20 protein-coding genes and 1 pseudogene are annotated in these 26,391 nt (G+C 37.2%); 12 read left to right on the top strand and 9 right to left on the bottom strand.

Annotation, left to right across the window (positions count from 1 at the left end; translation table 11 throughout):
* The first annotated feature begins 91 nt into the window (after positions 1 to 91).
* The gene (locus tag CYTFE_RS0108245) at positions 92 to 1,420 is read left to right on the top strand and encodes a MutS-related protein (RefSeq protein ID WP_027471423.1); all 1,329 of its coding nucleotides are present in this window, start codon (positions 92 to 94) and stop codon (positions 1,418 to 1,420) included.
* A 5-nt stretch (positions 1,421 to 1,425) separates the two neighbouring features.
* The gene (locus CYTFE_RS0108240) at positions 1,426 to 2,748 is read left to right on the top strand and encodes a MutS-related protein (RefSeq protein ID WP_027471422.1); all 1,323 of its coding nucleotides are present in this window, start codon (positions 1,426 to 1,428) and stop codon (positions 2,746 to 2,748) included.
* A gap of 10 nt (positions 2,749 to 2,758) precedes the next feature.
* Here CYTFE_RS0108240 and CYTFE_RS29370 read toward each other — a convergent pair.
* The 3 genes and pseudogenes from CYTFE_RS29370 to CYTFE_RS31450 form a co-directional block, all read right to left on the bottom strand.
* Positions 2,759 to 2,935 (bottom strand): annotated as a pseudogene (locus tag CYTFE_RS29370) (DUF427 domain-containing protein); the annotation flags it as partial.
* Positions 2,936 to 2,963: 28 nt separating this feature from the next.
* A complete protein-coding gene (locus CYTFE_RS0108235) occupies positions 2,964 to 3,587 on the bottom strand; it encodes a 4Fe-4S binding protein (RefSeq protein WP_027471421.1) in 624 nt (207 codons plus the stop codon).
* Between the two features lie 115 nt (positions 3,588 to 3,702).
* A complete protein-coding gene (locus CYTFE_RS31450; RefSeq protein WP_262505178.1) occupies positions 3,703 to 3,834 on the bottom strand; it encodes a hypothetical protein in 132 nt (43 codons plus the stop codon).
* Positions 3,835 to 3,936: 102 nt separating this feature from the next.
* Here CYTFE_RS31450 and CYTFE_RS0108230 point away from each other — a divergent pair, with 102 nt between their 5' ends.
* From CYTFE_RS0108230 to CYTFE_RS0108195, 8 genes are all read left to right on the top strand, one after another.
* Positions 3,937 to 4,548, top strand: a complete 612-nt coding sequence (locus tag CYTFE_RS0108230; protein ID WP_027471420.1) for a Crp/Fnr family transcriptional regulator — start codon at positions 3,937 to 3,939, stop codon at positions 4,546 to 4,548.
* 72 nt (positions 4,549 to 4,620) lie between these two features.
* The gene (locus CYTFE_RS0108225; protein ID WP_027471419.1) at positions 4,621 to 5,979 is read left to right on the top strand and encodes a T9SS type A sorting domain-containing protein; all 1,359 of its coding nucleotides are present in this window, start codon (positions 4,621 to 4,623) and stop codon (positions 5,977 to 5,979) included.
* Positions 5,980 to 6,282: 303 nt separating this feature from the next.
* Positions 6,283 to 6,846 carry a peroxiredoxin family protein gene (locus CYTFE_RS0108220; protein ID WP_027471418.1) on the top strand — a complete coding sequence of 188 codons (564 nt, stop codon included), beginning with the start codon at positions 6,283 to 6,285 and terminating at the stop codon, positions 6,844 to 6,846.
* A gap of 270 nt (positions 6,847 to 7,116) precedes the next feature.
* Positions 7,117 to 7,665, top strand: coding sequence for a carboxymuconolactone decarboxylase family protein (locus CYTFE_RS0108215; protein WP_027471417.1), 549 nt, complete (start codon positions 7,117 to 7,119; stop codon positions 7,663 to 7,665).
* 106 nt (positions 7,666 to 7,771) lie between these two features.
* Positions 7,772 to 8,956 (top strand): MFS transporter, encoded by a 1,185-nt coding sequence (locus CYTFE_RS0108210; RefSeq protein WP_027471416.1) that lies wholly within the window; start codon positions 7,772 to 7,774, stop codon positions 8,954 to 8,956.
* Positions 8,957 to 9,141: 185 nt separating this feature from the next.
* The gene (locus CYTFE_RS0108205; protein WP_044214249.1) at positions 9,142 to 10,545 is read left to right on the top strand and encodes a sulfatase family protein; all 1,404 of its coding nucleotides are present in this window, start codon (positions 9,142 to 9,144) and stop codon (positions 10,543 to 10,545) included.
* Between the two features lie 222 nt (positions 10,546 to 10,767).
* Positions 10,768 to 12,426 carry a sulfatase-like hydrolase/transferase gene (locus CYTFE_RS0108200; protein WP_027471414.1) on the top strand — a complete coding sequence of 553 codons (1,659 nt, stop codon included), beginning with the start codon at positions 10,768 to 10,770 and terminating at the stop codon, positions 12,424 to 12,426.
* Positions 12,427 to 12,539: 113 nt separating this feature from the next.
* Positions 12,540 to 13,217 carry a hypothetical protein gene (locus tag CYTFE_RS0108195; RefSeq protein ID WP_027471413.1) on the top strand — a complete coding sequence of 226 codons (678 nt, stop codon included), beginning with the start codon at positions 12,540 to 12,542 and terminating at the stop codon, positions 13,215 to 13,217.
* Positions 13,218 to 13,275: 58 nt separating this feature from the next.
* On the opposite strand, the gene CYTFE_RS0108190 is transcribed toward CYTFE_RS0108195, so the two are convergent.
* The 5 genes from CYTFE_RS0108190 to CYTFE_RS0108170 all read right to left on the bottom strand — a co-directional run bounded on the left by CYTFE_RS0108190 (position 13,276) and on the right by CYTFE_RS0108170 (position 22,049).
* A complete protein-coding gene (locus CYTFE_RS0108190; RefSeq protein WP_027471412.1) occupies positions 13,276 to 14,040 on the bottom strand; it encodes an exodeoxyribonuclease III in 765 nt (254 codons plus the stop codon).
* A gap of 74 nt (positions 14,041 to 14,114) precedes the next feature.
* On the bottom strand, positions 14,115 to 15,563 hold the full coding sequence (locus tag CYTFE_RS0108185) for a TrkH family potassium uptake protein (RefSeq protein ID WP_027471411.1): 1,449 nt from the start codon (positions 15,561 to 15,563) through the stop codon (positions 14,115 to 14,117).
* 23 nt (positions 15,564 to 15,586) lie between these two features.
* Complete coding sequence (gene nhaD / locus CYTFE_RS0108180) at positions 15,587 to 16,960, bottom strand: sodium:proton antiporter NhaD (protein WP_027471410.1); 1,374 nt, start codon at positions 16,958 to 16,960, stop codon at positions 15,587 to 15,589.
* Positions 16,961 to 17,683: 723 nt separating this feature from the next.
* The gene (locus CYTFE_RS0108175) at positions 17,684 to 20,605 is read right to left on the bottom strand and encodes a glycoside hydrolase family 2 protein (protein WP_027471409.1); all 2,922 of its coding nucleotides are present in this window, start codon (positions 20,603 to 20,605) and stop codon (positions 17,684 to 17,686) included.
* Positions 20,606 to 20,741: 136 nt separating this feature from the next.
* Positions 20,742 to 22,049: an IS701 family transposase gene (locus tag CYTFE_RS0108170; protein ID WP_027470370.1), complete on the bottom strand. Its 1,308-nt coding sequence runs from the start codon at positions 22,047 to 22,049 to the stop codon at positions 20,742 to 20,744.
* 221 nt (positions 22,050 to 22,270) lie between these two features.
* Here CYTFE_RS0108170 and CYTFE_RS29900 point away from each other — a divergent pair, with 221 nt between their 5' ends.
* Entirely contained in the window at positions 22,271 to 22,420 is a 150-nt protein-coding gene (locus CYTFE_RS29900) for a hypothetical protein (protein ID WP_154665635.1), read from the top strand.
* A 200-nt stretch (positions 22,421 to 22,620) separates the two neighbouring features.
* Complete coding sequence (locus CYTFE_RS0108160) at positions 22,621 to 23,667, top strand: BamA/TamA family outer membrane protein (RefSeq protein ID WP_152541803.1); 1,047 nt, start codon at positions 22,621 to 22,623, stop codon at positions 23,665 to 23,667.
* 15 nt (positions 23,668 to 23,682) lie between these two features.
* Here CYTFE_RS0108160 and CYTFE_RS0108155 read toward each other — a convergent pair whose 3' ends face one another.
* The gene (locus CYTFE_RS0108155; RefSeq protein WP_027471407.1) at positions 23,683 to 26,331 is read right to left on the bottom strand and encodes an alpha-L-rhamnosidase-related protein; all 2,649 of its coding nucleotides are present in this window, start codon (positions 26,329 to 26,331) and stop codon (positions 23,683 to 23,685) included.
* Positions 26,332 to 26,391 lie beyond the last annotated feature (60 nt).

Genomic DNA, 26,391 nt, shown 5'->3' with positions numbered 1-26,391 from the left:
ATCATCCTTTGATTTTTAGGCCCGTCATCCTGATGTATTTTCAGGATGACTGAGGCCTTGATGAAAGGAAGTCTTATACATATCAAAATATATGGTATTTAAAATAGATAAGCAAACCATTGGGGATTTGAAAATGGTTGGAGGTTATAAAGGGGATGATGTGTTTAGTTTTTATAACCGCACTAAAACCCGAGGTGGAGCCAATCTAATGCGAGATATGTTTCTTTATCCTCGTTCTAGCGAGGATGAGATTATGAATAGGGTGAACATGATCAAATTCTTTAAGGAAAAAGAACTGACATTTTCATTTAAAAAAGAAGCTTTTGATGTTGTAGAGGATTATTTAAAGAATATAGATGAACGAACCCGTTTATCAGCTCATCAAGATAATTTGCAACGGAAATTTAATTCTGCGATTGGTGCAGATTCAGGCTATCAACAATTGCAAAAGGGGGTGGTGAATACGCTTCAGTTTATCTTGGATTTGAAAAGCTTTTTGAATTCACTTGATGGCAATGGATCGACAGCAGAATTTGGTAAAACAATTGGAACAATCAATGAAATTCTAAATAAAAGGAACTTCTCCTTTGTTACAGAACTCCAAAAGATTAGTAAACCTAACTATACCAAAACAGCTGAGTTTGATCAATTGTTTCGTTTTACTGAAAGTAAAGAAGATATTTTAAAACTACTTTATTATGTCTATGAAATTGATGTGTATTTGGCATTGGCAGAGATTTCCATGCTTCATAATTTTTCTTTTGCTGAAATCGTAAACGATGAAGCTAATCTTATAGAAATGAAAGGAGTTTATCATCCTTTAGTACCCAATGCTATTTCTAATAATATTAAGATTACTGAAGATAATAATATGGTGTTTTTGACAGGTGCAAATATGGCTGGAAAATCCACTTTTATGAAAACGTTTAGTATTGCCATTTATTTATGTCATATGGGCTTTCCTGTTCCTGCAGAAAAGATTCGTTTCAGCATTCAAAATGGAATGTTTACTACCATTAATCTTGCCGATAATTTAAATATGGGATTTTCACATTTTTATGCAGAGGTTGCGCGTGTTAAAAAAGTGGCAGAAAGTTTACGAAATAATGACCGCATGATAGTTGTATTTGATGAGCTTTTTCGAGGAACAAATGTAAAAGATGCTTACGATGCAACGGTTGCTGTAATGGATGCTTTTGCCAGTAAACGTAAATGTACATTTGTTATTTCGACCCATATCATAGAAGCAGGCGAGGCGTTGAAAAAACTACGTGACAATATTATGTTTGTCTACCTTCCAACATTAATGAACGGCAAGGTTCCTAAATATACCTATCAGATTACGGAAGGCATTACAGAAGATAGACACGGAATGGTGATTATCAATAATGAAAAAATATTGGATATTTTAAAAAAATAAGAGAAATGGGATTTGTTACTGATAAACAAACATTAGATGACCTGAATATATTGGGGCGTTATAAAAATAACTCCATCTTTAGTTTGTTTAACCATACCATTACTTCTGGTGGTGGCAGACTGTTAGAGAAAATGTTTCAACATCCTTTTGATGATATCCTCTCTATAAATAAACGAAGAGATATTTTTGCACTATTTGAGAAAATAAATATTGCATTGCCGTTTACAGAAAAAGAGTTTGATATCGTTGAAAATTATTTACGAAATACAGAATCAAAAAATAGATTGCTCGCTGCTGTGAATATTGCAAAGATTAAGTTTTTAGACTTTGTGGCTGGAGATAAAGATTATTCGGCTTTTAGAGAGGGACTAGAGAAAACCATCGAAATATTTGCTAGGCTTAAAGACTTAATGGTGGGTGTTGAGCAAGCTGCTCGAAATACTGCTTATCATGCACAGGCTAAAAAAAACCTTGATTTATTAACTGATAAGCATTTTGATTTGGCTTATGCCTGCATTGAACAAAAACCTTTGTCGTTTAAAAATGTATTTAAACTGGATTATATTTTTAGGGCTTATTTGAACGATCGAATCACTGAATTGCTGAATGAAATTTATGAATTGGATATTTATATTGCAGTATCTAATTTGGCTAGAGAAAAGGGCTATCGCTATGCAAATGCAGTGGATAAATCAGAAAAATTTATTGATATAAAAGGAGTATACCATCCTGCAATACCCAATGCAATTGCCAATGATGTTTATATAGGTGAAAATAAGAATGTATTCTTTTTAACAGGTGCAAATATGGCCGGTAAATCAACATTTATGAAGTCATTTTCTATTGCAATTTATTTGGCACATATGGGGTTTCCAGTTGCAGCAAAAGAAATGAATTTTGCCTTGCATGATGGAATTTATACTTCTATTAATGTGCCTGATAATTTAGTAATGGGGTACTCACACTTTTATGCGGAAGTGTTAAGAGTAAAGTATATTGCACAAGAAGTAGCTTCTGATAAACAATTGGTAATTGTCTTTGATGAATTGTTTAAAGGAACTAATGTAAAAGATGCTTATGATGGTACTGTTTCTATTGTGGATGCTTTCTCAAAACGCAAAGGTGCATTCATCATCTCTACGCATATTATGGAGGCTGGACAAACATTGAAAGAAAGTAATGATCGTTTGTTCTTTAAATATTTACCAACCGTAATGAAAGGGAGTGTACCAACATATCCATACAAATTAGCGGATGGCATAACGGATGATAGGCATGGGATGATAATCATCGAAAATGAAGGTATTCTAGATATTATTCATGAATAGAAACCTGATTCTAGTCGTTAACAAGCTCTACTCCCTTCCAAAAAGCTACGCGATTCCTTATACTTTGGGCAAGTCCCGATGGAGTGGGGTAGTGCCAAAGGGTGTCGGTGTTTACTTTCCCATCCACTTGCAAATCATAATAGGAAGCTGTTCCCTTCCAGTGACAAACTGTTTGGGTCTCGCTTTCTTTTAAATATTCTTTTTATATTAACCTATTATTTAAGTTTAATTACTGCACTTTTAGGGCAGACTTCGTAGCAGTTTCCACAATGTAAACAATGTTCCTGTTTAATTTCAAATGGCGTTCCACTGTCTATACAATTTTGTGGGCATTTCTCTACGCACAATCCGCAGCCATGACAATTGTCGCTAATATAATAGCCGAATGTCTTTAGTTTTTGACCACCAAACGAAAAACTACCGCGTGTAATCGGTTTTGTTGACAAATCGAAATATTCCCCTTGACCTCTATACAAACAGAAAACCTCTAGGGCTGTGCGACTTTTAGCTGTGGGATAAATTTCTGACATGTACTTATTCTTTTCAAAAATGGCATCTAATTTATTGGAGCCAATATTTCGCACAGCACCAGAAATTGAAATGGCTTTTTTTCCCATTGAGCCTGTACTTGCTGTCATTCCACTTACCGACACATAAGATTTATACATTAATTGCTCATAAAAAGTTTTCCCTTTGGCTGTTAAAAAGTATATGCCTTCATTGTCAAAAAGCATCATGTCGATTACTCGTGTTGTTGGTAATCCGTTATTATCGCTTGTTGCGATAACAACGGAATGGATTTCATCTACTAAAATCTTAAAATATTCCTTTGTTTCCATGTGATAATTTTAGGCTACAAAATTCCTTGAAATGAAAATACCGCAAAAGGTAATTTTGCTCCTAAATACGATACATTTGCTCTTTTTTATACGAATAATGTTCGCAAAAAACGGTTCAATAGTAATGTGGTATGTTTTTTATAATAGCTCCCCATGGCTCTTCTATATGAAGATGATTCTGTCTTGAAGCTTCTTTATATTTCTCTATGCAGGATACATTCTCGCTTGCCTTTATTAATGAGTGCATTAATTGTTTATTTATTATTGTTACTTTTATTATCAACAAAAACGAAGAGCGTTATCAGGCCTTGCATTACTGTTTTACGCTCCTAAGAAAATGATAAGAAGTATGAATGACTTAAGTACACATGATTTTGAGCTATTGCATGCATTTATTAAACCGTTCAGTCAGATTTCACAAAAAACACTGGAAGAGATAGGCATTTACTTTACCAAGAACTTTTACAAAAAAGGAGAATCTATCCTAAAGATAGGAGAAGTTGAAACAAAGGCAAGTATCGTGTTGAAGGGAGTTGTGCATCAATATGTTTTTGACGAAGGAGAGTGCAAGACCATAAATATTACGCCTAAAGGCTTGGGTTTTAATAATCTTAAAAGTTATATTGACGGATCGCCATCTCTCGAAGTACATGAAGCTATCATCAATACAACCATCATTTCCATAGAAAAGAAAGATATAGAAACATTAGCCCAAAACAACCATGAATTTAGTTACCTCATGTTTAAAATATATGAAAGAATTCTACTCGATCGCGAAAATAGAATGGTTGTATTGCAAAATAGAAATCCTTCAAAACGCTTCTCTCTCTTTCATGAAATAGTAGAGCGGGCTGACTATATTCTGAAAGATACACAAGATAAGTATGTGGCTAGTTATTTAAATATGACACCGCAACAATATAGCAAGGAAAAGAAGTGTTTTTATAGAAGCAAAAAATAGTATAAGTTATCCTGAGGCAACTTTACTTCGTAAATCATTCTTTTATTTTGTGTTTGTACAAAAAATATAAGGATGAAAAGGCAGTATTTATTTTTGATTATTGGTTTATGTTTCTATTTGTTGACTTTTGGACAAAGAAAGTCCTCGAATTCGATTTCTTTATTACATCAGTATTCAGTTCAAGATATGCAAGGACAGCTTTATGAGTCAGAACATAGAGTTATTCAACGTAATTTAAGGCCAAAATACCTCTTTAAGGAGAAATTGGATAGTATTATTGTGTGTAGCTACGATGAAATGACCAGCGCTTGGGATAAACAATATATTAAAGAAGCGTTTGAATACGATGATAATTGTAATGAGATTGCTTGGGTTTATTCAGTATGGAGTGCTGGTGACAACAAGTGGCTAGATTGTATAAAGGAGGAATCGCAATACGACGAGTTAATAAGCGGTGTGGTGAATATTCAATTTGCATGGTCAAATGATCAGTGGAATAAAGAAAGAAAATGGGAGTGTATTTATAACGAAGACAAGGTTTTGATTCAAAAACTTTGCTATAAGTGGCGATATGATTTAGATGATTGGCAGTTGACAGAGAAATTAGATTGTAGTTATAATGCGCAAGGTCAACCTTTAACAGATAGTTTGTATGCGTGGTATGTCAATTCGCAGAAATGGCAATTGCAAGAGAAAATTGATTATGAGTATATAAATGATAATGAACTACATTATGTTTTTTATTCGTCTTGGGATAGTGTTGCTAATAAGTGTGTTGAGATACGAAAAGAATGGTATTTGTATGATTTGCAATGGCGCTTAATTACTTTGTCAAGCTATGAATGGGACAATGCAAGTGACGATCATTGGAGATTAACAAATAGAAAAGGGTATAGTTATGATGAAAATGATTATTTAAAAAGAAATGCAAATGTGTTTATAAAGCCTCCTGTGGAGGATGGTTCTATTCAGCATAATATTAGCTGGAAAACGTATGAATTTGACTTTTCGTTCTTTTGGGGTGATATTTTATTATCAAATTATTTAACACATCAGGAATTAAAGTTTCATCATAAGCTTTTAAATACAAGTCTTAGCAAATACAATCCTGAAACAAAACAAGAGGAAAGATATGGAGAAGTCGGATATTACTATTCTACTACAATTGAAACAGGAACCGATACTCAGTACCTTTTTTCGGAAGCTGTAAATGTTTATCCGAATCCGGCACGGGAAATTATTTACGTAAATTGCCCCAGCGAATATTTCTATGTATTGTTTGAATTATATAATATTGATGGAAACAAAATAATTTCGTCAACGATCAATAACGCTGAGAGCGTTGATATAAGTGCTTTGGAAAAAGGACTTTATATTTACTACATCAAGTACGATCAATATGTGAGTATAGGGAAATTAATTAAAGATTAAATAGCACCTTGATATCTATCTGCTTCCACTGGCCTTTAATTTACGCTGCAATCGAAGGGTTAAGTGCTAACATGTTGATATGTTATCAATATAAAATATTTATTCATTAAATAAGTAGAGGATTTATTGAATCTCAACCGCTCATCATAGATAATTGGAATAAAATTTGGAAATAACAAAGCAGTTGCTTAGATTTGTGCTGTTAATATTTGTCCCAATGGTTATTTAAAAGCTTTTGAGTGACCATTGACAGTTAAAGAAGGATGTTTTGTTTTGGTAAGTAGACATGTATAAAAAGAAATTATGGACATAAAAGTAGGACAGTTTGCGAAAGATTTTAGTGCTGTTGATTTGAATGGTAATACCATTCGTTTATCAGATTTTAAAGGAAGAAAAATTATACTTGGTTTTTACCGTAATGTTAATTGTCCTTTCTGTAACAGAAGAGTGCACCAGTTAATGATGCTTAAGCAAAAGTTAAAAAATGCAGGGGTGCAGATGTTAATGTTGTTTGAAAGTTCCAATGAAAAAATATCTTCCAGTTCATTTCATCGAGGAATTAGTGAATGGCCAGTTATTGGAGATCATGAAAAGCTGATTTATAAGCTTTATGGAGTTGAAAATTCAATGATGAAGATGGCCAATACTTTTTTACATAGTAACCCCTTAAAGGCAAAGCGTGAGGTGGCACACCTAAATTTGCCAGAAGACAAAGAGGCCAGTGGAACCCTTATTCCGGCTGATTTTTTTATAGATGAAAACTTTAAAGTGGTCATGGCAAAATATGGCAATCATCTTGACGACCATGTAGATATGGATATTTTAAAATCCTTTGCAGGAATACAGTCTGTATTTGCAAAATCATAACGAATAGCCTTCGTTCTCAGACTATAAAACGACCGTTTTTTCTGTCTTTGATAAGAAAACTTCAAAGACAAGGCTTTCGATATTTTTGAAACCAAGGAGTTTACTGATTGTAAATGACTGTTTCAAAAATGAGAATAACGCAGTATTTGGAGTTTTCTTGCAAAGACTATTTAAGGTGTGCTTTGAGAAATGCAAGATAGCATACATTATTGTAGAAATATATTACTAAGCAATTGCATAGAAAAACAATAATAATTAAAAATAAATTTTATGAGTACATTTAAAATTCACGATGTGTCTTCGGCACCGGAAAAAAGTCAGCCAATTTTACAGAATTCATTAAAAGCGTTTGGCAGCATACCGGGATTACATGGTGTGTTAGCAGCATCGCCAGAAACACTTGAGGCTTATCAGACCTTACATAAGTTATTTACCGAGACATCCTTTAACAACGATGAGTTAACGGTTGTTTGGCAGACGATTAATGTGGAACATGAGTGTCATTATTGTGTGCCAGCTCATACCGGAATTGCCAAGATGATGAAGGTAGATGATGCAATTACAGAAGCGCTGCGCAATGGAACAGCTATGCCTACCGAAAAGTTACAGGCGCTACATGAGTTTACCCTTGCCGTAGTTCAAAAAAGAGGTGCTGTTTCTGAAGATGAATTAAACGCATTTTTTGCGGCAGGTTATCAACAACAGCAAGTATTGGAAGTTATTTTGGGTTTATCACAAAAAGTAATCAGTAATTATACCAATCGTATTGCTGAAACACCTGTAGACGAAGGTTTCAAGAAATATGCATGGAGAAAATAACGGTTGTATCGGGTTTGGCATAACGGATATGGTGAAGGAGATGAGCTTTGGTGTATATGTTTAGACCCGAAATGACACCTTTGTAAAAAAAAGAAAAGCATGCAAAATGGAGAATAGAACGAAAGGTATGACCCTTTGCTTGTTAGGGGGTATTACCTTTTTGGCAAATGGCGATAACCTGGCTGCTGCAGCACTATTAAGCGATATAGCCAAAGATTTAGGCTTAAGTATTAGTACTGCAGCTTTTTCGGTTACGTCTTATATGATGGCTTTTGGCTTGTTTACCTTGTTGTTTGGTCCCTTGGCCGATAGGTATGGAAAGGCAAAGGTTGTTAATATGGCTGCTATTGGAACGGCTGTATTTAGTATGTTGGGTGCCTTGGCCTACGATTTGCCATCATTGGTTTTTCTGAGGGCTATGAATGGATTGTTTGGGGCGGGTATTATTCCTGTTTCGATAGCCCTAGTGGGAGAAATGTACAACGATAGTGAACGTCAGAAAGCTATAGGCAAGGTGTTGGGAATTGCTTTTTTAGGAGGAGCAATGGCAACCGCTATTGGAGGTGCTATTGCTTATTTTGGTTCCTGGCGTTTGGTTTACTTCGCATATGGAGTTGCTGAGTTTATTTTGGCAATGGTTATGTTGAAGGTGCTTAAGAAGGACAAATCAGTAACACGGCAGCTAAACATCTGGGGATCCTATAAATTGGCCCTTTCTAATAAACGTTTTTTGCGCAAAGTGAGTGTTATTTTTTTTATTGGATTTGCTATTTTAGGTAGTTTCACCTTTTCTGGGGTGAGCATCATGGAGCGAACTGGATTGAATGTATTTAACGTTGGATTGGTGCTGTCCTTGTATGGCGTAGGAACCGTATTGGGTGGACGCATTGCCCCATATCTAAGAAAAATATTAAAAAATGGTTTTTTAGTAAGTGCTGGTTTTTTAGGATTTATCGCGTTGAGCATACTTGCATACACCAATGTTTTAGGGTGGCAAGCTGTAGGATTATTGGGTTTTGGGATCACATTTATTTTTCTTCAGTCAACATTATTAGCTACCTTGCAGGAAGAATTGCGGCAAATGAAAGGGACAGTGATGTCTTTGGCTTCTTTTAATTTGTTTTTAGGAGCAGCAATGGGTACCCAGGTGAATGGGTATTTAATGGAGCGCTATGGTGCATCTAGTGTTTTTTCGTTGGCCTCTTACATCGTAATGGGGGTAGGAATTGGAGCCGCTATTCTTGTTGCAAGCTATGAAACAAGAAAAAAAGCAGCCCTGAAGAATCTGTAATAGAAAGTTATTGTCTCCTTCAAAAAAACACAAAGTAGAGTTTTTGTGTAATGTTACTGCTAATGTTATCCCATAAAACATTAATCACCCCCTAATTTTCAATATAAAATTCTCACTTAAAGTAAGGCTTCTTACTAATTTTGAATATCTCAAAATATTACTATTAGATATTTAAAATAAACACCATGAAACGTTTTCTAGTTTTGCTGCTTTTGGCAGTGCCTTTTTTAACAATTAATGCGATTAAAAAAAAAACAGTTCCTAATGTTTTAATTATTTTGTCCGACGACCAAGGTTGGGGAGATGTTGGTTTTAATGGAGCAAAGGATATTCCAACACCTAATTTAGATGCTTTAGCGAAGGATGGAATTATCTGTTCGCAGGGTTATGCTTCGCACCCATATTGTAGTCCTAGTAGGGCAGGGTTATTATCAGGGAGATACCAGCATCGTTTTGGTCACGAATGTAATTTACCTTACGATGATGCAGAAGCAGATGATGGATTGCCTTTGAATGAATTAATGCTGTCGGAGTTGTTTAAAAAGAATGATTTTCAGACTTGTGCGATTGGAAAATGGCATTTGGGCGATTCGACTGATTATTGGCCAAATAAACGTGGGTTTGATGATTGGTATGGTTTCTGGGGTGGAGGCCTTAGTTATTGGGGGGTGCCCAAAAAAGGAAGAGGAGCCATGGGAGGGATATTAAGAGATGGTAAACCTGTTCCCATGTCTGAAATAACTTATCTTACGGATAACTTCACAGAAGAGGCTGTGAATTATATCGATGAATATACACAAAAAGACAAACCTTTTTTTATGTATTTGGCCTATAATGCACCACATTCACCCGTGCATGCTACAAAACAATATACTGATAAGGTCAGTCATATCGAAGATGGATTCCGTGCAGCCTATGCGGCCATGGTTGTTGGTATGGATGAGGGTGTTGGTAAAGTAATTCAAAAGCTGAAAGATGCGGGTGAATATGAGAATACCATCATCTTTTATTATAGTGATAATGGAGGAGCTACGAATGGAGCCAGTAACTATCCTTACAGGGGGCATAAAGGAATGCTCTTTGAGGGAGGTATTCGTATACCGTTTTCGGTAACATGGAAAGGAAAAATACCAAGTGGACGGGTATATGAACATGCTGTTTCTGCTTTGGATATTTTTCCCACTGCCTTGGCTGCAACAAGAGTGAAGTGTCCTAAATCAAAAAATCTTGATGGAGTTAACTTACTTCCTTATTTTAAAGGAGAGATAAAGAGTGAGCCTCATCAAACTTTGTTTTGGAGATATTCTGATGGTGCAGGTTATGCTGTACGTCATGGTAAATACAAAATGGTAATGTCTGCCTATAAAAATCGATTTCTTTTATTTGATATGGAGAAAGATCCGTATGAGCATACTAATCTGGCAGCAGAGAAACCGGATGTTTTAAAGGAACTTCAGGGATTATATGCCCAGTGGAGGAAAGGAACTGTGCCTGGCTTATGGACTGATCCGCATGCCGAAAATATATCTAAGGAAGAGGCTAAAAGAGATGCTTATATTAAGAGAGCTACAAGTGGTGAAAAGAGGTAGTACATCGTATTGTTTCTGTTGTAATACAATTAAATGATTGATAATAAATATGCATTAAGGGCAGCCATTATTTGTAATGGGGGCCTATACGGATGCGTTTCAAGAGATTGTTGAAAATAAATTATAGACATATGAAACGAGCCACGATAAAGTACTTCTCACATACGAGAATGATTAACTTAGGCAAGTTTCATATGACCTTTGAAAGAAATATATAAACATATGAAATCTAAAATATCATTTTTTCTTATCCTTTGGGCTATGGTGGTTAATGCTCAGGAAAAATCTAATATTATATTTGTTTTAACCGATGATCAGCAATGCGGTTTATTAGGGTGTGAAGGAAATCCCATTGTTAAAACACCAAATATTGACAAGTTGGCTGATGATGGTGTGCGTTTCTCCAATGCCCATGTTACCAGTGCTATTTGTACTCCCAGCCGTGTTTCTATTTTGCTGGGACAGTTTGAACGTAAACATGGTGTGAATTTTAATTCAGGTACCAGTGTTTCCCCGGAGGCTTGGGACAAATCGTATCCAGTTGTTATGCGGAATAATGGTTATTATACAGGTTATATTGGTAAGAATCATTCACCTATTGGAGATGGTGGTTATCAGAGTGGATTAATGGAGAAGTCGTTTGATTATTGGTATGCTGGACACGGACATCTGTCATTCTACCCTAAAAAACGACATAAGATTTTTAAGAGTGCTAAACATGATACACAGGTGGAAATCATAAATGAAGGAGTGGACGATTTTTTCAGCAATGAACATAGGATGGAGGGAGCACTTCATTTTATTGATCAACGTCCCAAAGATAAGCCATTTTGTTTGAGTATATGTTTTAATCTTCCTCATGGGGCTAGTACAGGAAGCATGAAACAGTTAGCCACTGATTCTGTGATTTATCGTGATTTGTATCGCGATTTGGAGATACCCATGCCTGAAAATTATGTGGCCAAAGCAGATATAAAAGAGCCAAAATTGCCTGTTGAGATTCATAGGGCTTATGATCGTCAGGCAGGTTATAATTATGTGGATAATCCTAAGGATAATAGGGAACGTTTGATTCGGCAGATGCAAGCTATGACAGGAATTGACGGACTATTTGGAAATCTCAGAAAGACATTAAAAGAAAAAGGACTGGATAAAAATACCATTATCATTTATACTTCTGATCATGGTTTATTTATGGGACAACAAGGTTTGGGTGGCAAAGCTCTTTGTTATGAGGAAACAACCCATGTGCCTATGATTGTGTATAATCCTATGGATAAAAAGAAGGTGAGAGGTAGGGTGTGTGATGAGTTGGTGCAAACCATTGATATTACTTCTACAATGATAAGCTATGCAGGTATTGTGGAACCTAAGGAGTTTCAAGGTAAAGATCTATCGGCCTTGATAAGTGGCAAGCAGGAAAAGGTAAGAGATTATCTGTTTACGGAAAATCTTTGGTCAACACAATTTGGTAATCCTCGTTGCGAATCCATTCAAAATAAAGAGTGGAAATATATACGCTATTATAAAAATGAGAATCTCTCAGCTTCAGTTAAAATTGCCATCGCTAAAGATTTGGGCGTAAATATTAATAAAATGCTGTATTCGGTTCACGATCCTGATATTGCCCTGTATCGTACCTTTGTTGAAGGACCGTTAAATGGAGAGAAGCCTGTGTATGAGGAGTTATATAACCTAAAGGACGATCCGCATGAATTAAATAACCTGGTGCATAATAAAAAGCACAGTGAAATATTGAATACTTTACGTGAAGAGTGGAAAGTGGCTATTAAAGAGGCTAGAGGCTCTGGAAAACCTAAGGTGTTAAGATATACGGCCGATTCTATGATGGAGAAATATGGTTATGTAAAAAATGAATAAAATGCTTGAAAAATTGGGTTGAACGAAAATATCCCCTAAATACCTCCTGTTTTATTCTTTATACTGGGTGGTTTTTTTGGTAATATCGTACGAAATATAAAGCTTTAAATATAATGATGAACCAAAAAATCTTTAAACTTAGTTTTTTACTCGTGTTGCTTGCCTTGTCGGTTACAGCACAAACAAAAGAAATAACCGGCCTTGTTACTTCCTTTAACCGTTATGCCATGAAAGGAGTGCAAGTAAAGGCGAAAAAATCTAAGAAATTGGTAAAAACAGACTCCTTGGGGTATTTCAAAATCTTGTGTCATCCTAAGGATGTACTTATTGTTACAGCAGATGGATTCATGGCAGAAAGGTTTAGTGTGAAGGATAGATCTCACATAGAATGCAATATGATACTCCTCTCTAATTCATCGGCAAGGAAAAGTGCTGTTAAGAAAGGATATATGACCTTGGAAGAGATGGATTATGCTGTGGAGAATTTAATGGATGAGAACAATGATTTTTCAAAATTTCAAGATATCTGTGAGTTACTGCAAAATAAGTATCCAATGGCTAAGTGCGAAGAGGTAAATGGTGCCAATCGGGTTTTTCTGAGTTCACGACCTCAATCGATCAATGCAGGACAGTGGGCTTTGTGTGTGGTGGACGGTATTCCTACTGACGATATTTCATCCATTTCACCTATGCAGGTCTCTACTATTGAGGTGTTAGCGCCTGAAGATGCAGCCGAATGGGGGGTTAGAGCCGGAAATGGTGTACTGGTAATAAAACTGAAAAGTAAGTAGTTTATTCATTTGGGCTTCACTCCACAGATTAAAATAACAATCTGTGGAGTGAAGTTTATTAGTGTAGGATTACTCCAACTGGACAATGATCGGAGCCCATAACCTCATTCATGATAAAAGCGTCTTTAATGGATGGAAGAAAGCTTTCGCTGGCTAAAAAATAATCGATTCTCCAGCCTACATTTTTGCCTCTAGCTCCAGCACGGTAGCTCCACCACGAATATTTATCTTTTAAATCAGGGTAAAAATGACGGAAAGTATCTTTGAGTCCACCACGGGTATAACGATCCATGCCGTCAATTTCTTCCTGCATATAACCAGCCGCTTTATTGTAATTGGGTTTGGGGCGTGCTAGGTCTATGTCTGTGTGTGCCACATTAAAATCACCACAGGTTAATATCGGTTTCTCTTTTTCTAGTTTTTTTAGGTATTCAAAAAAAGCCTTGTCCCAATCCTGTCGATAACTTAAACGCTTTAGTTCGCTGCCTGAATTAGGTACATAAACATTTACCAGGTAAAATTTTTCATACTCCAATGTTAGAACCCTGCCTTCGGTATCGTGTTCAGGAATACCTATGTTCGTGGTGACTTTCAATGGTTTTTCTTTTGATAATACAGCCGTACCTGAATAACCTTTTTTCTCTGCCGAATTGGAATAAACATGATAACCTTCCAGTGTTTTTAATACTTCAGCTACCTGATCATCTTGTGCTTTGGTTTCTTGCAAACAAAAAATATCGGCATCTATATGCTTAAAATCTTCAAAGAAATTCTTTTTAGCAACAGCCCTTAGGCCGTTTACATTCCATGATATTATTTTCATTAGGTTGTTTTTTGTGAGGCAAGATAAAAAGATTTTTAGAGATAGTGTTTTTATTCCGCTATGAATAAATCAGGTTAATGATGACGCCAAAAATTTGTGGAGAACAATATTAGAACAGAAAATAACTCTAGACGTCCTAATAACATGAGTGCAGACAAGATCCATTTGCCAATAGCTGGTACGGCAAAGAAATTATGGATGGGTCCCACCGTTCCCAAACCAGGACCAATTCCACCCATAGAGGTGGCCACGGCTCCCGAAGCAGATTCTACATTCATACCTGTCAAGGTCAATGAAAATATTCCAATGGCACATATGGTTGCATATAGCATTAAAAAGGCCAGTACTTTGTATATCACTTCTACAGAAATTGATTTATTACCAATTTTTAGCGGTATAATGGCTTGTGGATGGGTCATTCTTTTAAATTCAATTTGAATGCTTTTAAAGAGTATCATATGGCGGAATAGTTTAATGCCACCGGATGTACTACCTACACAAGCACCACTAAACATGAGAATGAAAAAAATAAAGGTAATATAGGGATGCCATGAGGTATAATCGGCCGTTACAAATCCCGTACTTGTGATTATACTGGATACCTGAAAAAGCGAGGCCCTAAAAGACTCTTCTGCTGGGAAATGATCAAGAGAAATGAGTGTAATTGCTATAAAAACAGTGGTGATGAAAGTAATATATAGATACACTTTAAGTTCTGAGTTGGAAATGAACTTTTTCCAATTACCTCTGCCCAAGAAATAGAATAACGAAAAATTAGTTCCTGCAAAAAGCATAAAGACGATAATAACATATTGTATATATGGCGAGTACCCAGCAATACTGTCGTTTTTAGTGGAGAATCCACCCGAGGCAACAGTACTAAAACTATGGCAGAGTGCATCAAATAAAGGCATGCCTCCCAAGATTAGAAAAATAGTTTCAAGTGCTACTAGTAATACATAAATACCCCATAGACTCTTTGCGGTTCGGGTTATTTTGGGATGTAGTTTGTCATTCACCACCCCGGCGGCTTCGGCATTATATAACTGCATGCCTCCAAAGCCAAAATAAGGAAGGATGGCAACCGCAAGAACAATAATACCCATTCCACCTATCAGATGAGTGATGCTTCTCCAAAATAAAATTCCATGGGGTAATGCTTCAATATCGTTAATAACTGAAGCTCCTGTGGTTGTAAAGCCAGATATGGCTTCGAAGAAGGCATCTGTGAAATTATTAATGGCTCCACTTAACAGGTAGGGAAGGGCTCCAAATATTGACATAACAACCCATACTGTAGTGACAATAATAAAACTCTCTCGCTTGAGTTGTACTTTGTGGTTCGTTTTATTGAAAAACCAGCAAATTCCTCCTGTAAAAAAGGTAATGGCTGATGAGATCATCAGGGCTTGTAAATCTGTATCTCCATAAATAAGGGATACGACCGCACAGAGAATCATAAAAGCACTTTCGAACATAAGGGCGAGTCCGAAAGCGCTCAAGATAATTTTTTTGTCTAACATAGAAGTCTAATAACGAATATTAGCTAAAGCAGTGTCTGTAGGTAGAAGGTTAAAGCACCTCCTAAGTATCCAGCTAGTGCAATAACACTAACTTTTTTCATATACCACATAAAGTCTATCTTTTCAAGTCCCATAGCAGCAACGCCGGCTGCAGATCCGATAATGAGTATGCTGCCGCCTGTACCAGCACAGTAAGCTAAAAATGACCAAAAATTACCATCCTGTGCAAAGTTAGCTAAGTAGCCTACTGCTTCTGCACCAGATATGTTATACATACCCATGGATGCGGCTACCAAAGGAACATTATCAACAATAGAAGAAACTATACCAATGAGCATATTGATCACATAGATGTTTTTTACTTTTTCATCCATGACCTGAGCCATCAAGTCCAAATGACCTGCTGACTGCAGTGCCGATACTGCACTTAATATGCCTAGAAAAAACAGAATAGTTGGAATGTCAATGGATCTGATAACTGCTGTAACCGTTAATGTACGTTTGTCTTCTGCCGATCTGTTTTTTAAATAGCGGTCTGTCATGATCCATAGTACAGCTAAGCCCAACAGCATTCCTAAGTATGGAGGCAGGTGTGTGATGGTTTTAAATATAGGTACCGAAATTAAAGCTAGTGTTCCAACAACTAGCATAAAAACCCGCTCTTGATGTGTTGTAAATTCGCGTGTTTCGTTTTCGGATAATACAGGTCGGATGGTTTGCCCTTTTATTAGCAGAGAAAATAAGAAGGTGGATATGATGACATTCACCAAGCTGGGTAATATTACGGATGTGACAATGTGTCCTGCAGTTACCTGGCTTCCAATCCAAAGCATAATGGTGGTAACATCACCAATAGGTGACCATGCACCCCCTGCATTGGCTGATACCACAACCATACTGGCAAATATCCAACGGTTATCCTTTTGGGATAGTAATTTTCTTAATACGGTAAGTATTACAATTGTAGTGGTTAGGTTGTCCAGTACAGCCGACATAAAGAAGGTGAGTAAACTGATAATCCAAAGTAATTTAACGGCACTGGAACTATTTATCTTGCTGGTTATGATTCTAAAACCCTGGTACTTATCTACTAATTCAACAATGGTCATTGCTCCCATTAAAAAGAATAAGATAGAAGATATCTCAGATAAGTGATGGTATAACTCATGGTGTGTAATAAACTCTTTGATATTTGCTGAGCCATGTGCTGCTGCAGAAAAATTCTGCCATGCTGAACTAAAACCTAACTCTAAAATTCCAGAACCACCAATGGCATAGATTGCCCAGGTTAGTGAACCAATTAGTAATGCAATAGCTGCTTTATTGATGTGGTTGATGTGTTCGAATACGATAAATCCATATCCTATTATGAATACTGCAAGCATTAATAAAAACATTGATATAAGTATTATAATGTTAAGGTATGTCTACACAGCCCTCTCTTAGCCATGTAGGATTTTAATAAAAAAATAAGGAGCGCTTAGCTCTTTCTATGAAATATATAATGAGATGGGTGGAGAAGTGTCTGATTCAAACAGAATTGAACAGGAGAGGGTAGGGCTTGCTGCAAAGCATATGCAAAGGGGTACATGTTGCAGATAGCAAACATGAGAATCCTTATAAACAGGGTAAACTGCTTTGTGTTTCTTTTTGTCATTTAAATCAACCGGACTTGTAGAGTCTGATATTGAGTCAAACACAAAGTCGAAGTAGCAATCGGTACAATGATTTGCCGAGAAACCTTCATCTGGCAATTGATCCGACTGCCACAAACTAAAAAGGCAAATGAAAATATGTAACGTTAATGTGCTCATGGTTGATGAAAATCGCACAAATGTAATATAATCTAATTGCTGAGGTAAGTTGAATTTGTTAAAATCATCTTAATAAATCATAAAAGAAGCAAGAGAATTGATTTATGTGAGTGATAGTGGCTTTATTTATAGGTAATTAATGCTGCGTTTGTTTTGCCATACCAAGGGCTGTCATTATTTTGTATTGATCGAATAATTAATACCATGGTGAGTGGGAGGTTTTAGGGATTTCTCCGCTCACCATGGATAGTTTACTTTTAATTGGTAATCGTATTTCAATGCATTTCGACGATTGAACGCGCAATACTATTTATTAAACCATTCTGATAGTTCGAATGCATTTAGCCAAACACCTTTGTTACTTTGTCCGTCTTTAAACACAATTCTTACCGGATTAGTTCCGTCTGAAACAAGAATGGTTTCGGCTGTTGCCACCGGAGAAAATTGCATTTCTTTACCTTCTGTAGTTTGCACTCTGGATACTTCTTTGTCATCTGCCTGGATATATATTTCTTGGGCATATGGCAATTTATGGATTTGTAATTTTTTGAGTTTATCCACATTGGTATCCATCAAGTCGCTGTTGGTGCGGGGTGCGTGATGCCATGTTGTTAATTTATAAACACCCTTGGGTAAATGCATAAATTCAAGTGTCATGCCCTTTGGATCAATGCCCAGGACTCCTTCGCCATATGCAAATCCATATTTTCCAATAACATTCATTTCTCCAAGCCAACGCAAAACTCCGTTGTCGGAGTTGGTTTTAATGCTGGCATCAATACCTCCGAAGGCTTCCAGATGAATGGAGGATGGTTGGTTGTCTGTGGAGCTCCATGGTGTCCAACCAAATTGTATGAGTTGATCTTTTGCTCCCAGGTCAACTCTTAAACGTTCAAAATCATAGATGGCTTGTGCATTGGCCAGTATCATATCATTTTCTTTGGTAACCGATCTGAATGTGGCTGTTGCTGATTTTAATCCTTTGCTTTTGGCTCTTAGAGTTATTTTGCCAGGATTGGTTCCTGCCTGAATTAATATAGGGGCTTCTCCTGTTTCAATAAACATAGGGTTGGCATTTATGTTGGCATCATTACCATATATCTTTGCCGGACCAGTTATTGAGAAGCTTACCTCACCAACGGAATCTTTGACCCATGTTCCATTATTGTCTAATACTCTGGCGTATGCTACTAAAATATCTGAACCATCAGCTTCAAATTTACGACCAATGGTATCGATAATTAGTTGTAGTTTTTTTGCTTTACCGGGTGTGCGGATTGTTTGCGATACAAATTCTTTTCCATCTTTGTAGCCAACTGCTTTTAACTCTCCTGCTTCATAGTTGGATATTTGAAAATGATAAGGTGGATGGTCTAAGCCAATGTATACAGAATCACTTGATGGTGTTTGTCTTAAATAGGATTCTCCGTTGACAAATAGTTCAACTTCGTCTGCATTTGAATATACCTCAAGTATCTTGATATCTTTTTTCCAATCTTGTTCAATATGTAAAAAAGGTTCTTTTCTCATTTCTGAAGGATACCATAGAAGCCCTTTTTTAGGTTGGCGAAAAATAGTCATCGCTCCACTTCTGGTTCTGTCCTTCATGCTCTTGTATTTGGCGTGTGTAGGGTGGAAGGTGTAGTATGCGTGGGCTGTCCATGAGATGATTCCTGTCATTTTAGGATCTCGTTTATGAATTGCTACCTCTTGGGGACCTGAATGACCCTCCATGGCAAGCATGGGCTCTGAGCGATCCCAGATAAACGGACCGTAGAGCATATTGGCATTGATATCTGTTAGTCCGGATGCCTGCCATCCTGTCCAACGCGCACTTTGTGACGCCGTTAAACGATTGGGGTCTTCTTGTTTGATTGCGTAATGAATTTGTGGTACATAGCCACGGTGGTTGATTCCTGCTCCCCAGATCACGATAGAAGGATGGTTACGGTGATTACGAACCATTCTACGGGCTGCCGTTTCTAGATTAGCAAACCAGCGTTTGGTGTTGTTCATGGTTATCCAGGTAGGGGCTTCTTCGTATACCAGTATACCTAACTCATCACAAGCTTCCATAATGGCATTGTCTTGTGGATAGTGGGCTGTGCGCATTACATTAAATCCAAGTTGTTTGAATTGAAGCATGTCTTTGTAATGTAGTGAGTTGGGAAGTGCGTCGCCCAGATATCCATAGTGCTGATGACGATTAAAGCCAATGAGATCAATGGGTTTCTCATTCAGCATAAAGCCTTTTTTATTATCTAGTCTAAAAGTTCTGATACCAAGTCTATTCTCAAGGCAATCAGCACTTTTTCCGTCCACTCTCACTTCTGTGTTCACGCGATATAGATATGGATGATGGGTATCCCAAAGGTGAAGGTCATCCTCAATACCACCAATCTGGCTAAATTCTATATCGCTACCAGGGGCGATTTCTTGGCTTGAAACTAACTTGAGTACTACAACCCCTTGCTTATCAATAATTCTATTGATGACTTCACAGTTCTTGGGGGTGGTATTTTCGTTTCGAACAAATGTTTTAATATGAATGGTTGCATTCATATTTATGGGATCCACACTTGGTGTGGTGATGGTGATACCTGCGTTGGTTTTCTCCCAATTATAAGTAATGTGCACAGGGTCGGTTTCAACCAGGTACACATCGCGATAAAGGCCACTGAATTTTACATAGTCAAAGGGACCGGCATCTGGTGGTATGTTCTCGTTCCTTCGGTTGTCTACCATCAGAGTAATCAAGTTTTCTTTTCCTCTTTGCACATAATCTGAAATGTCAAAGTGAAAGGGAGTGTAACCTGTCACTGCAAACTGTCCCACATGTTTACCGTTCACCCATAAATCGGTTACCTGATGTGCTCCTTCAAATTCAAGAAATATTTTTTTGCGGGCTGTAGCACTTACTTGAATATATTTTCGGTACCAACCTACGCTGCGGTGAAAGGTTGGCTGATCCTTGGTGTCAGTGCTAAAATCCAGTGTTAATGAAGTGGGCTTTAGGGTGTGTGGTATACTGATGTTTTCCCATTTTGAATCATCGGTTTCTTTTTTGTAGTAATGAGCTTCTGGTTCCCCCAAGTGAAATTTCCAACCTGTGTTGATACATTCTTTTTTCCGATTAGAATCAGGATAGCCATACGGTAATTGCTTATTCTGTGAAAATGCATTGGTGACCAGAATAAGTAAGGCTAAAAGTAGATTTGTTTTAGACATTATATTATCAATTGAAGTTAATTTATGGCCACAATTTATGGCTATTTCATTTATTCTAGGGTTACAAATTAATGACAATGTGGGGGAGAATTGCTTCTGTAATAAGTTAGGTGTATTTAATTCTACTTTAACAGATTTATTGCTTTGAATAACAGAGGTCTATGTCACGCTGTCGCTTTTCATGTCGCTGCTGCAGTTTTTCCAGCATCCGTTCATCGGTCATTTCACGATAAAATTTGTATACCATAAAATCCATAATGTCTCTTGCCGACAACAATGGGACTTCGTCTTGATTCAATAGTTTTTCTTTCAGCATAAAGCTGCCCACCATTAAGTTGAGGGCTACTTGGTGATGCCATGACAGCCATTTGCGGGTTTGGAACTGATCCAAGCCTACTATCTGTTTTTGCTCTTTGAAGCTATGCTCAATGAAAAAGCGTTGTGCCTGCATGTATGCCAGCGCCTGATGCGTGTATTGAGCAAGTTCTGCGTTAGTGAACGAATATTTTATTTCTACTCCCTGCTTTGTCTTTCTTTTCGAAATGACCAGCAACCGTTTCTCAACAATGTTCTGAACCTTATCCCAAATGTAAACTGTCTTAAAATGGAACAATCCCTTCAGCTTTCCCTTGGCAGAATCACGAATGTCAAGCTTTTTCCAGTCCTTGTTTGTAAGCGTTTCTATATATTCGTTAGCGTTTACCGATGGGGTGCTTGCCTTCGGCCTTTTGGGTGGGCGCCCACGATTGCTCTTTCGCTCTGGAATATGTAGTTCTGGTTTTTCAAGGTGGATTTTTTGATCGCTATGAATGTCAAGCATGTACACCAAACCCATATCCTCAACCGAACGGGTAAACGCAAGGTCATTGCCATAAAGTCCATCCCCCCCAACGTAATCGAACTCGATACCCATTTCCAGTTGGTGCTTCACAATATCTGTAGCCAGCTCCGGTTTTGTCTTGAAAACCCTGTCCTCTTTGGGGATGCCAGCAGTTTCACACCTGGCGTTGTTAGTACACCATGACCTTGGAAGGTACAGTCTCGTGTCGACCAACGCTGCATATTTGTCCGTGCACAAGCAACCAAAAACTGCAACCTGCGAGTTTGCAGTCTTCCCAACGTTCCCGCAATACTGGTGATCAACACCAATGCTTTTGTCACCTTTTTTCACCCATCCGCTTTCGTCTATGAGTAATCCTTTTAATTTTTGGTTTGGGAGTGATTGGTCTACCTGATTTGCTATTTGGTCGATGACAGCTCTTGCATCCCAATTGGATTCGGTGATAAAATGCTGCATCTTATGGTAGTCTGCGTTTAATGTCTCAGTGATGCGTTCGATGTTTTTCAAATCGCTTAAAGCTAGACCTTCGACGTATTGAGTAGCTTTGTCGAAGTTGGATTTTGTTCTATTTTTAAAATGGTGCTGAAATTCAGATAAATACACTTCAAGTCGGTTGTTGACCGCTAGCAGTGTTTTACCATTATTCGTATATTTTTTTAAGTTTTTCGCCCGTTACCCATTGCAAACTTGAGTTTTGTTCTTTGTTTCAATTGCAATATACTAATTTACTGTTTATTACGAAAGAAAAACAATACTAAATTATCGTTTTTTCAGTGATCATTTTAATCTGTTAAAGTAGAATTAATGATTATTAAATTTGGTATATGTATCGGAATATCTTGTTGATTCAACCCGGAGGATGCATTAGAATCCTTGTAATAGATTTTATAATGCATTTTGTGGGTTCTCAGTTTTTTGCCAAGGGCAATGCGGATCCCGGGGCTAAAGTCCTGATCAACCCTGCGGCCTATTGACAGGTTGTTGGGTATTTTATTGGATGTATTGTTGAAATGTGTATATTGCGTATCTTTGGTATGTTTGGTGGTATATTTGGTTGAGGTAAATGTTTTCTTTGGGAAAGTTTAGTGTTGTTATATGTTTTTTAGCTTGTTGGAGTATTTGTTTGCATTCAACAATAGCGCAGTCTAGTACAGATTCTTTAACAAATGCTGGTTTGGTAAAAAATTTTATGCTTACGCCATATATTGCTCCTTCTTATTCTCCAGAATTGGAGTTGATGATGACAGCAGGTGCATTGATTTCGTTTAAAGTGCAAGCAGATAATCCTATTTTGGGAAGATCAAGTATTCCTTTTTCGTTGGGCTACAGTACCAATAATTCCATTTCTTTTTCGTGTTTTCCTTATTTATATGGTAAAGATGATAAGTATAGAATACTGGGACGTTTTTATTATAGGGATATGCCAGATAATTATTGGGGGGTAGGGTACGAAGCCGGTAATCGCAGTTCCAGTTCTAATCAAACTACGAATTATCATCGTCAATGGTGGTCTTTTGAAGGACAGGTTGTAAAAAAAATAACCAACAGTCTTTTCCTTGGTTTGAGCTATGATGTTAATAACACCAGTGCTACTCTGCTCAATGATTTTATGACTCAAGAAGTATATGTAAATCAGTATGGAACAGATATATCAAATGTAGGTTTGGGTTTTGTGATAGAGTACGATAGTCGTGATAATGTGCAAAATGCGCATGATGGTAGCTTGTTTAGTATCGCATTTTCTGAATATAACAAGATTATTAATCTCTCCGGACATCAATTTACTAAGTTAACCATAGATGCACGCAAGTATTTTTCATTGGCTTACAGAAAAACGCTGGCTATGCAGGCCAAAAGTATTTACGCAGACGGATCGGTGCCTTGGACTGAGTTACCGTATTTAGGAACAATGTTTGATCTACGTGGATATCAAATGGGTAGGTTTAGAGATAAGAGTATGTTTTTTGGAATCATGGAATACCGTCATATGTTCTCACGACGTACAAGCAATCGACAAGGAAATTATAACAGTTCTTGGGGTTTTGTGAGTTGGGTAGGCATTGGCTCGGTTGCTCCATCTTACAGCTATATGAATCAATGGCTGACTAATTTTGGGGTCGGGGTCAGATATGAAATCCAACCCCGATTGAATGTTCGCATGGATTATGGTTTTGGGAAAGATAATAGAGGTTTATACCTATCCATTAGCGAAGCTTTTTAGTTATTGGAGCCCATATTATTCTGTTTTAATCATGCACATATTTCCTATGAGAGCTTTGTTGTTATCAAAATTCATATTTTCGTTCTCTGGCTCAAAGCTGATTTTAAAGGTATTCTTACTTTTTTTCAATTGAACATCTATTATATTGGAATGGCCAATGTTGGCCCATTCATTTAAGCCTCGTTGCGCCATGATGATAGGTGCTACCTTGGTGTTGTTAATCCATAGTGTTCTGATGGCGCACTTGTTGTCTGTATTCCAAGGGCCATTGCCGTTGGCATATTCAAAATAAAGTTTGTAATGGCCTGGTTCCGTAATAGAAGTTGTCCACTCCAGCGTTCTGTTTTTTGTTTTGGAAACTTCAATGAAGTTTTTGGGAGATGCGTCTACAGTAAGGCCTTTGTCTTTGGTAAAGGGTTTAATATTCGTTCTAATTAATTCCGGACTGTATAAAACAGGTTCGCTTAAAAATGACATGTCACCTTGTTTATCGATGGCTCTGATTGTATATTCGGCATTTGTTATTAGCTGATCGATATAGTTTTCTTTGGAGGTTTCTAATGGTTGACCGTTTTTAAAGATCTCATATGCTTGTGCACCATCAATTTTGTTCCAAATGAGTGTGTTTTTTTGAATATGTGCTTGTGGGGTGTTTAAATGAAATTTGTTGTGCACCAGGTTTATGCGGCCTCCAATAGTCTTATTGGCCATTTCTATTTCTATCGTATGCTTTGCTTTTCCCACCAGTGACACCTCATGTAAAGCACTTTCTTTGCCATCTAATATAAATGTCTTTATTTGGTTTCCGTATCCGTTAATGGTAATGGTAAACTCCTTGTTTCTTATTTTTAAATTGCTTAACTGCATTTCACCACGATAGCTTTGGGGGATAAAAGGCGAAAAAGTAATTTTATTATCTGGCGTAAATTGAATACCAAACAATATTTTATATACCATACCCAAGTTGCCTGCAACACTCCATAATTGTCTGTCAGAGTTGAGTGCTGTTATGAAATCTCCGTTCTCAGCCACCATATTTTCTTTATTGGTCAAAAACATAGCAGATGCTCGGTATAAGGCGCTTAGTCCATGTTCTAAGGCTGTTTCGTTTGCTGCTTTGGCCGCAGACATATTCCAAAAGGATTGTACAAAAGGCCAGATTCCATTATTATGGTATGGTCGAATATCTGGTATCTGCGGATATACACAAGGAATACCCCAGGTAAGAACAGGGGTGTTTTCAATCACGGATGCCTTTCTGTCATCGGCAACATCAAATAGTACAGAGAAGCTCTCTCCAAGTGCTTCGGATTTTGGTGAATGGTATGTGAAGTTTCTGCCGTAAAGGTATTGGGAGTAATATCCTTTTTCTTCATTCCAAAAATGTTGGTTGATGGCTTCTTTTAGTTGGGCTGCCCATTGGGCATATTTTTCAGCTTGCACTGTTTGTTTCTGTAGTTCAGCCATTTTTGATAGGATGTGCAAGGTTCGGTAATGAACCAGGTTGGTACCCAGATTCATGGAACTATAGATATCTACATTGTCCATCCATCTTGGGTAGGTTTGAATACGCCAATCTAAAAATGATGACTCTCCTCGGTACAATCCATAGTCTGGGTTAAAAACCACTATCCTGTCGTCTTCTACGCTATTGCTGATCACCTGATAACAGTAATCTAACCACAATGGATCGCCTGATATTAAATATATCTCCCAAGCAGCCATAGCCCAGGTTGTTCTATCGGATGATACTGGCCATGCCCCTCCTGATCCTGTATCTTGAATAATCCTGTTTCTGTTTGTTTTCTTTAACAACGATTTTTTAGCTCTTTGAATATCAACCATGCCCATGCCTAAAACGATAGAATAACTTACATCCCTCGTCCAGACTCCAGACCATTTGGCACCTGTCCTAAAGGTCCCGTCTTGTTCGCTTAGTAATACAGTCTCTTCCAAAGCCATGTTGTACAATGCTTCTATTAACTGATGGTCGCTTTTTAATTGTGGATAGTTTGAAATATCCTTTGAAAGCTTCCATTGGGGCTTAACGTATCTATCGGGGTCAAAGGTGTTAATGTCTATAGTAAGTTCGTAAATGTGGTCGTTATTGCTGTCTTTTAACTGTACGTTTTCTTGTAGGTTTTCAAAATCAAAGTTGAGGGGCGTGATGTTACCAGCCAAAAAAACACCTTTAAAATCTTCCTTATAAATCTTATGCCCGTTCAAGTCTTGGTAATATCCATCTTTTTCAAAAGATTGGAATACAGGGTTCATATCTAATTTTACAGTCATGCTGATGTCGGACTCTAGGGCTTCATGTGTACCAGGCTCTTTATCAATGAATTGCTTCCCAAAAGTAATCAGGGGCGTGGTATATTGTCCATTTTTAGGTTTCACTACAATTTGATGGTTGGTGGCAAAGGGTAATTCGTTGTCTTTTTGGTTAATACTGAATTTGATTTCTATGGTTCTTTGGGGTGGTTGGTTGGAGGGACTTTTGTAATTGCTGGTAATGGAACCATCGGGTTGTACTTCTGCTACAAAAGGGCCTTGGGTTACCTTGTTAGGATAAATGGAAAAATCTGAGTTTTGGTATAAAGTTTTTGATTTGTTTTGACAGCTAATCAAGCTGGCTAAAACGATAATAAAAGTCAATATTTTCATCAGTGCGTTTGTTGAATTTTTTTTTAGTTATTTGAAAGGCAATTTCTTCTTTTTGCTTAT

It is taken from the genome of Saccharicrinis fermentans DSM 9555 = JCM 21142 (assembly GCF_000517085.1).
Taxonomy (GTDB): domain Bacteria; phylum Bacteroidota; class Bacteroidia; order Bacteroidales; family Marinilabiliaceae; genus Saccharicrinis; species Saccharicrinis fermentans.
Note: the sequence above shows the minus strand (reverse complement) of the source record. Positions and strands in the feature narration are given on the sequence as shown.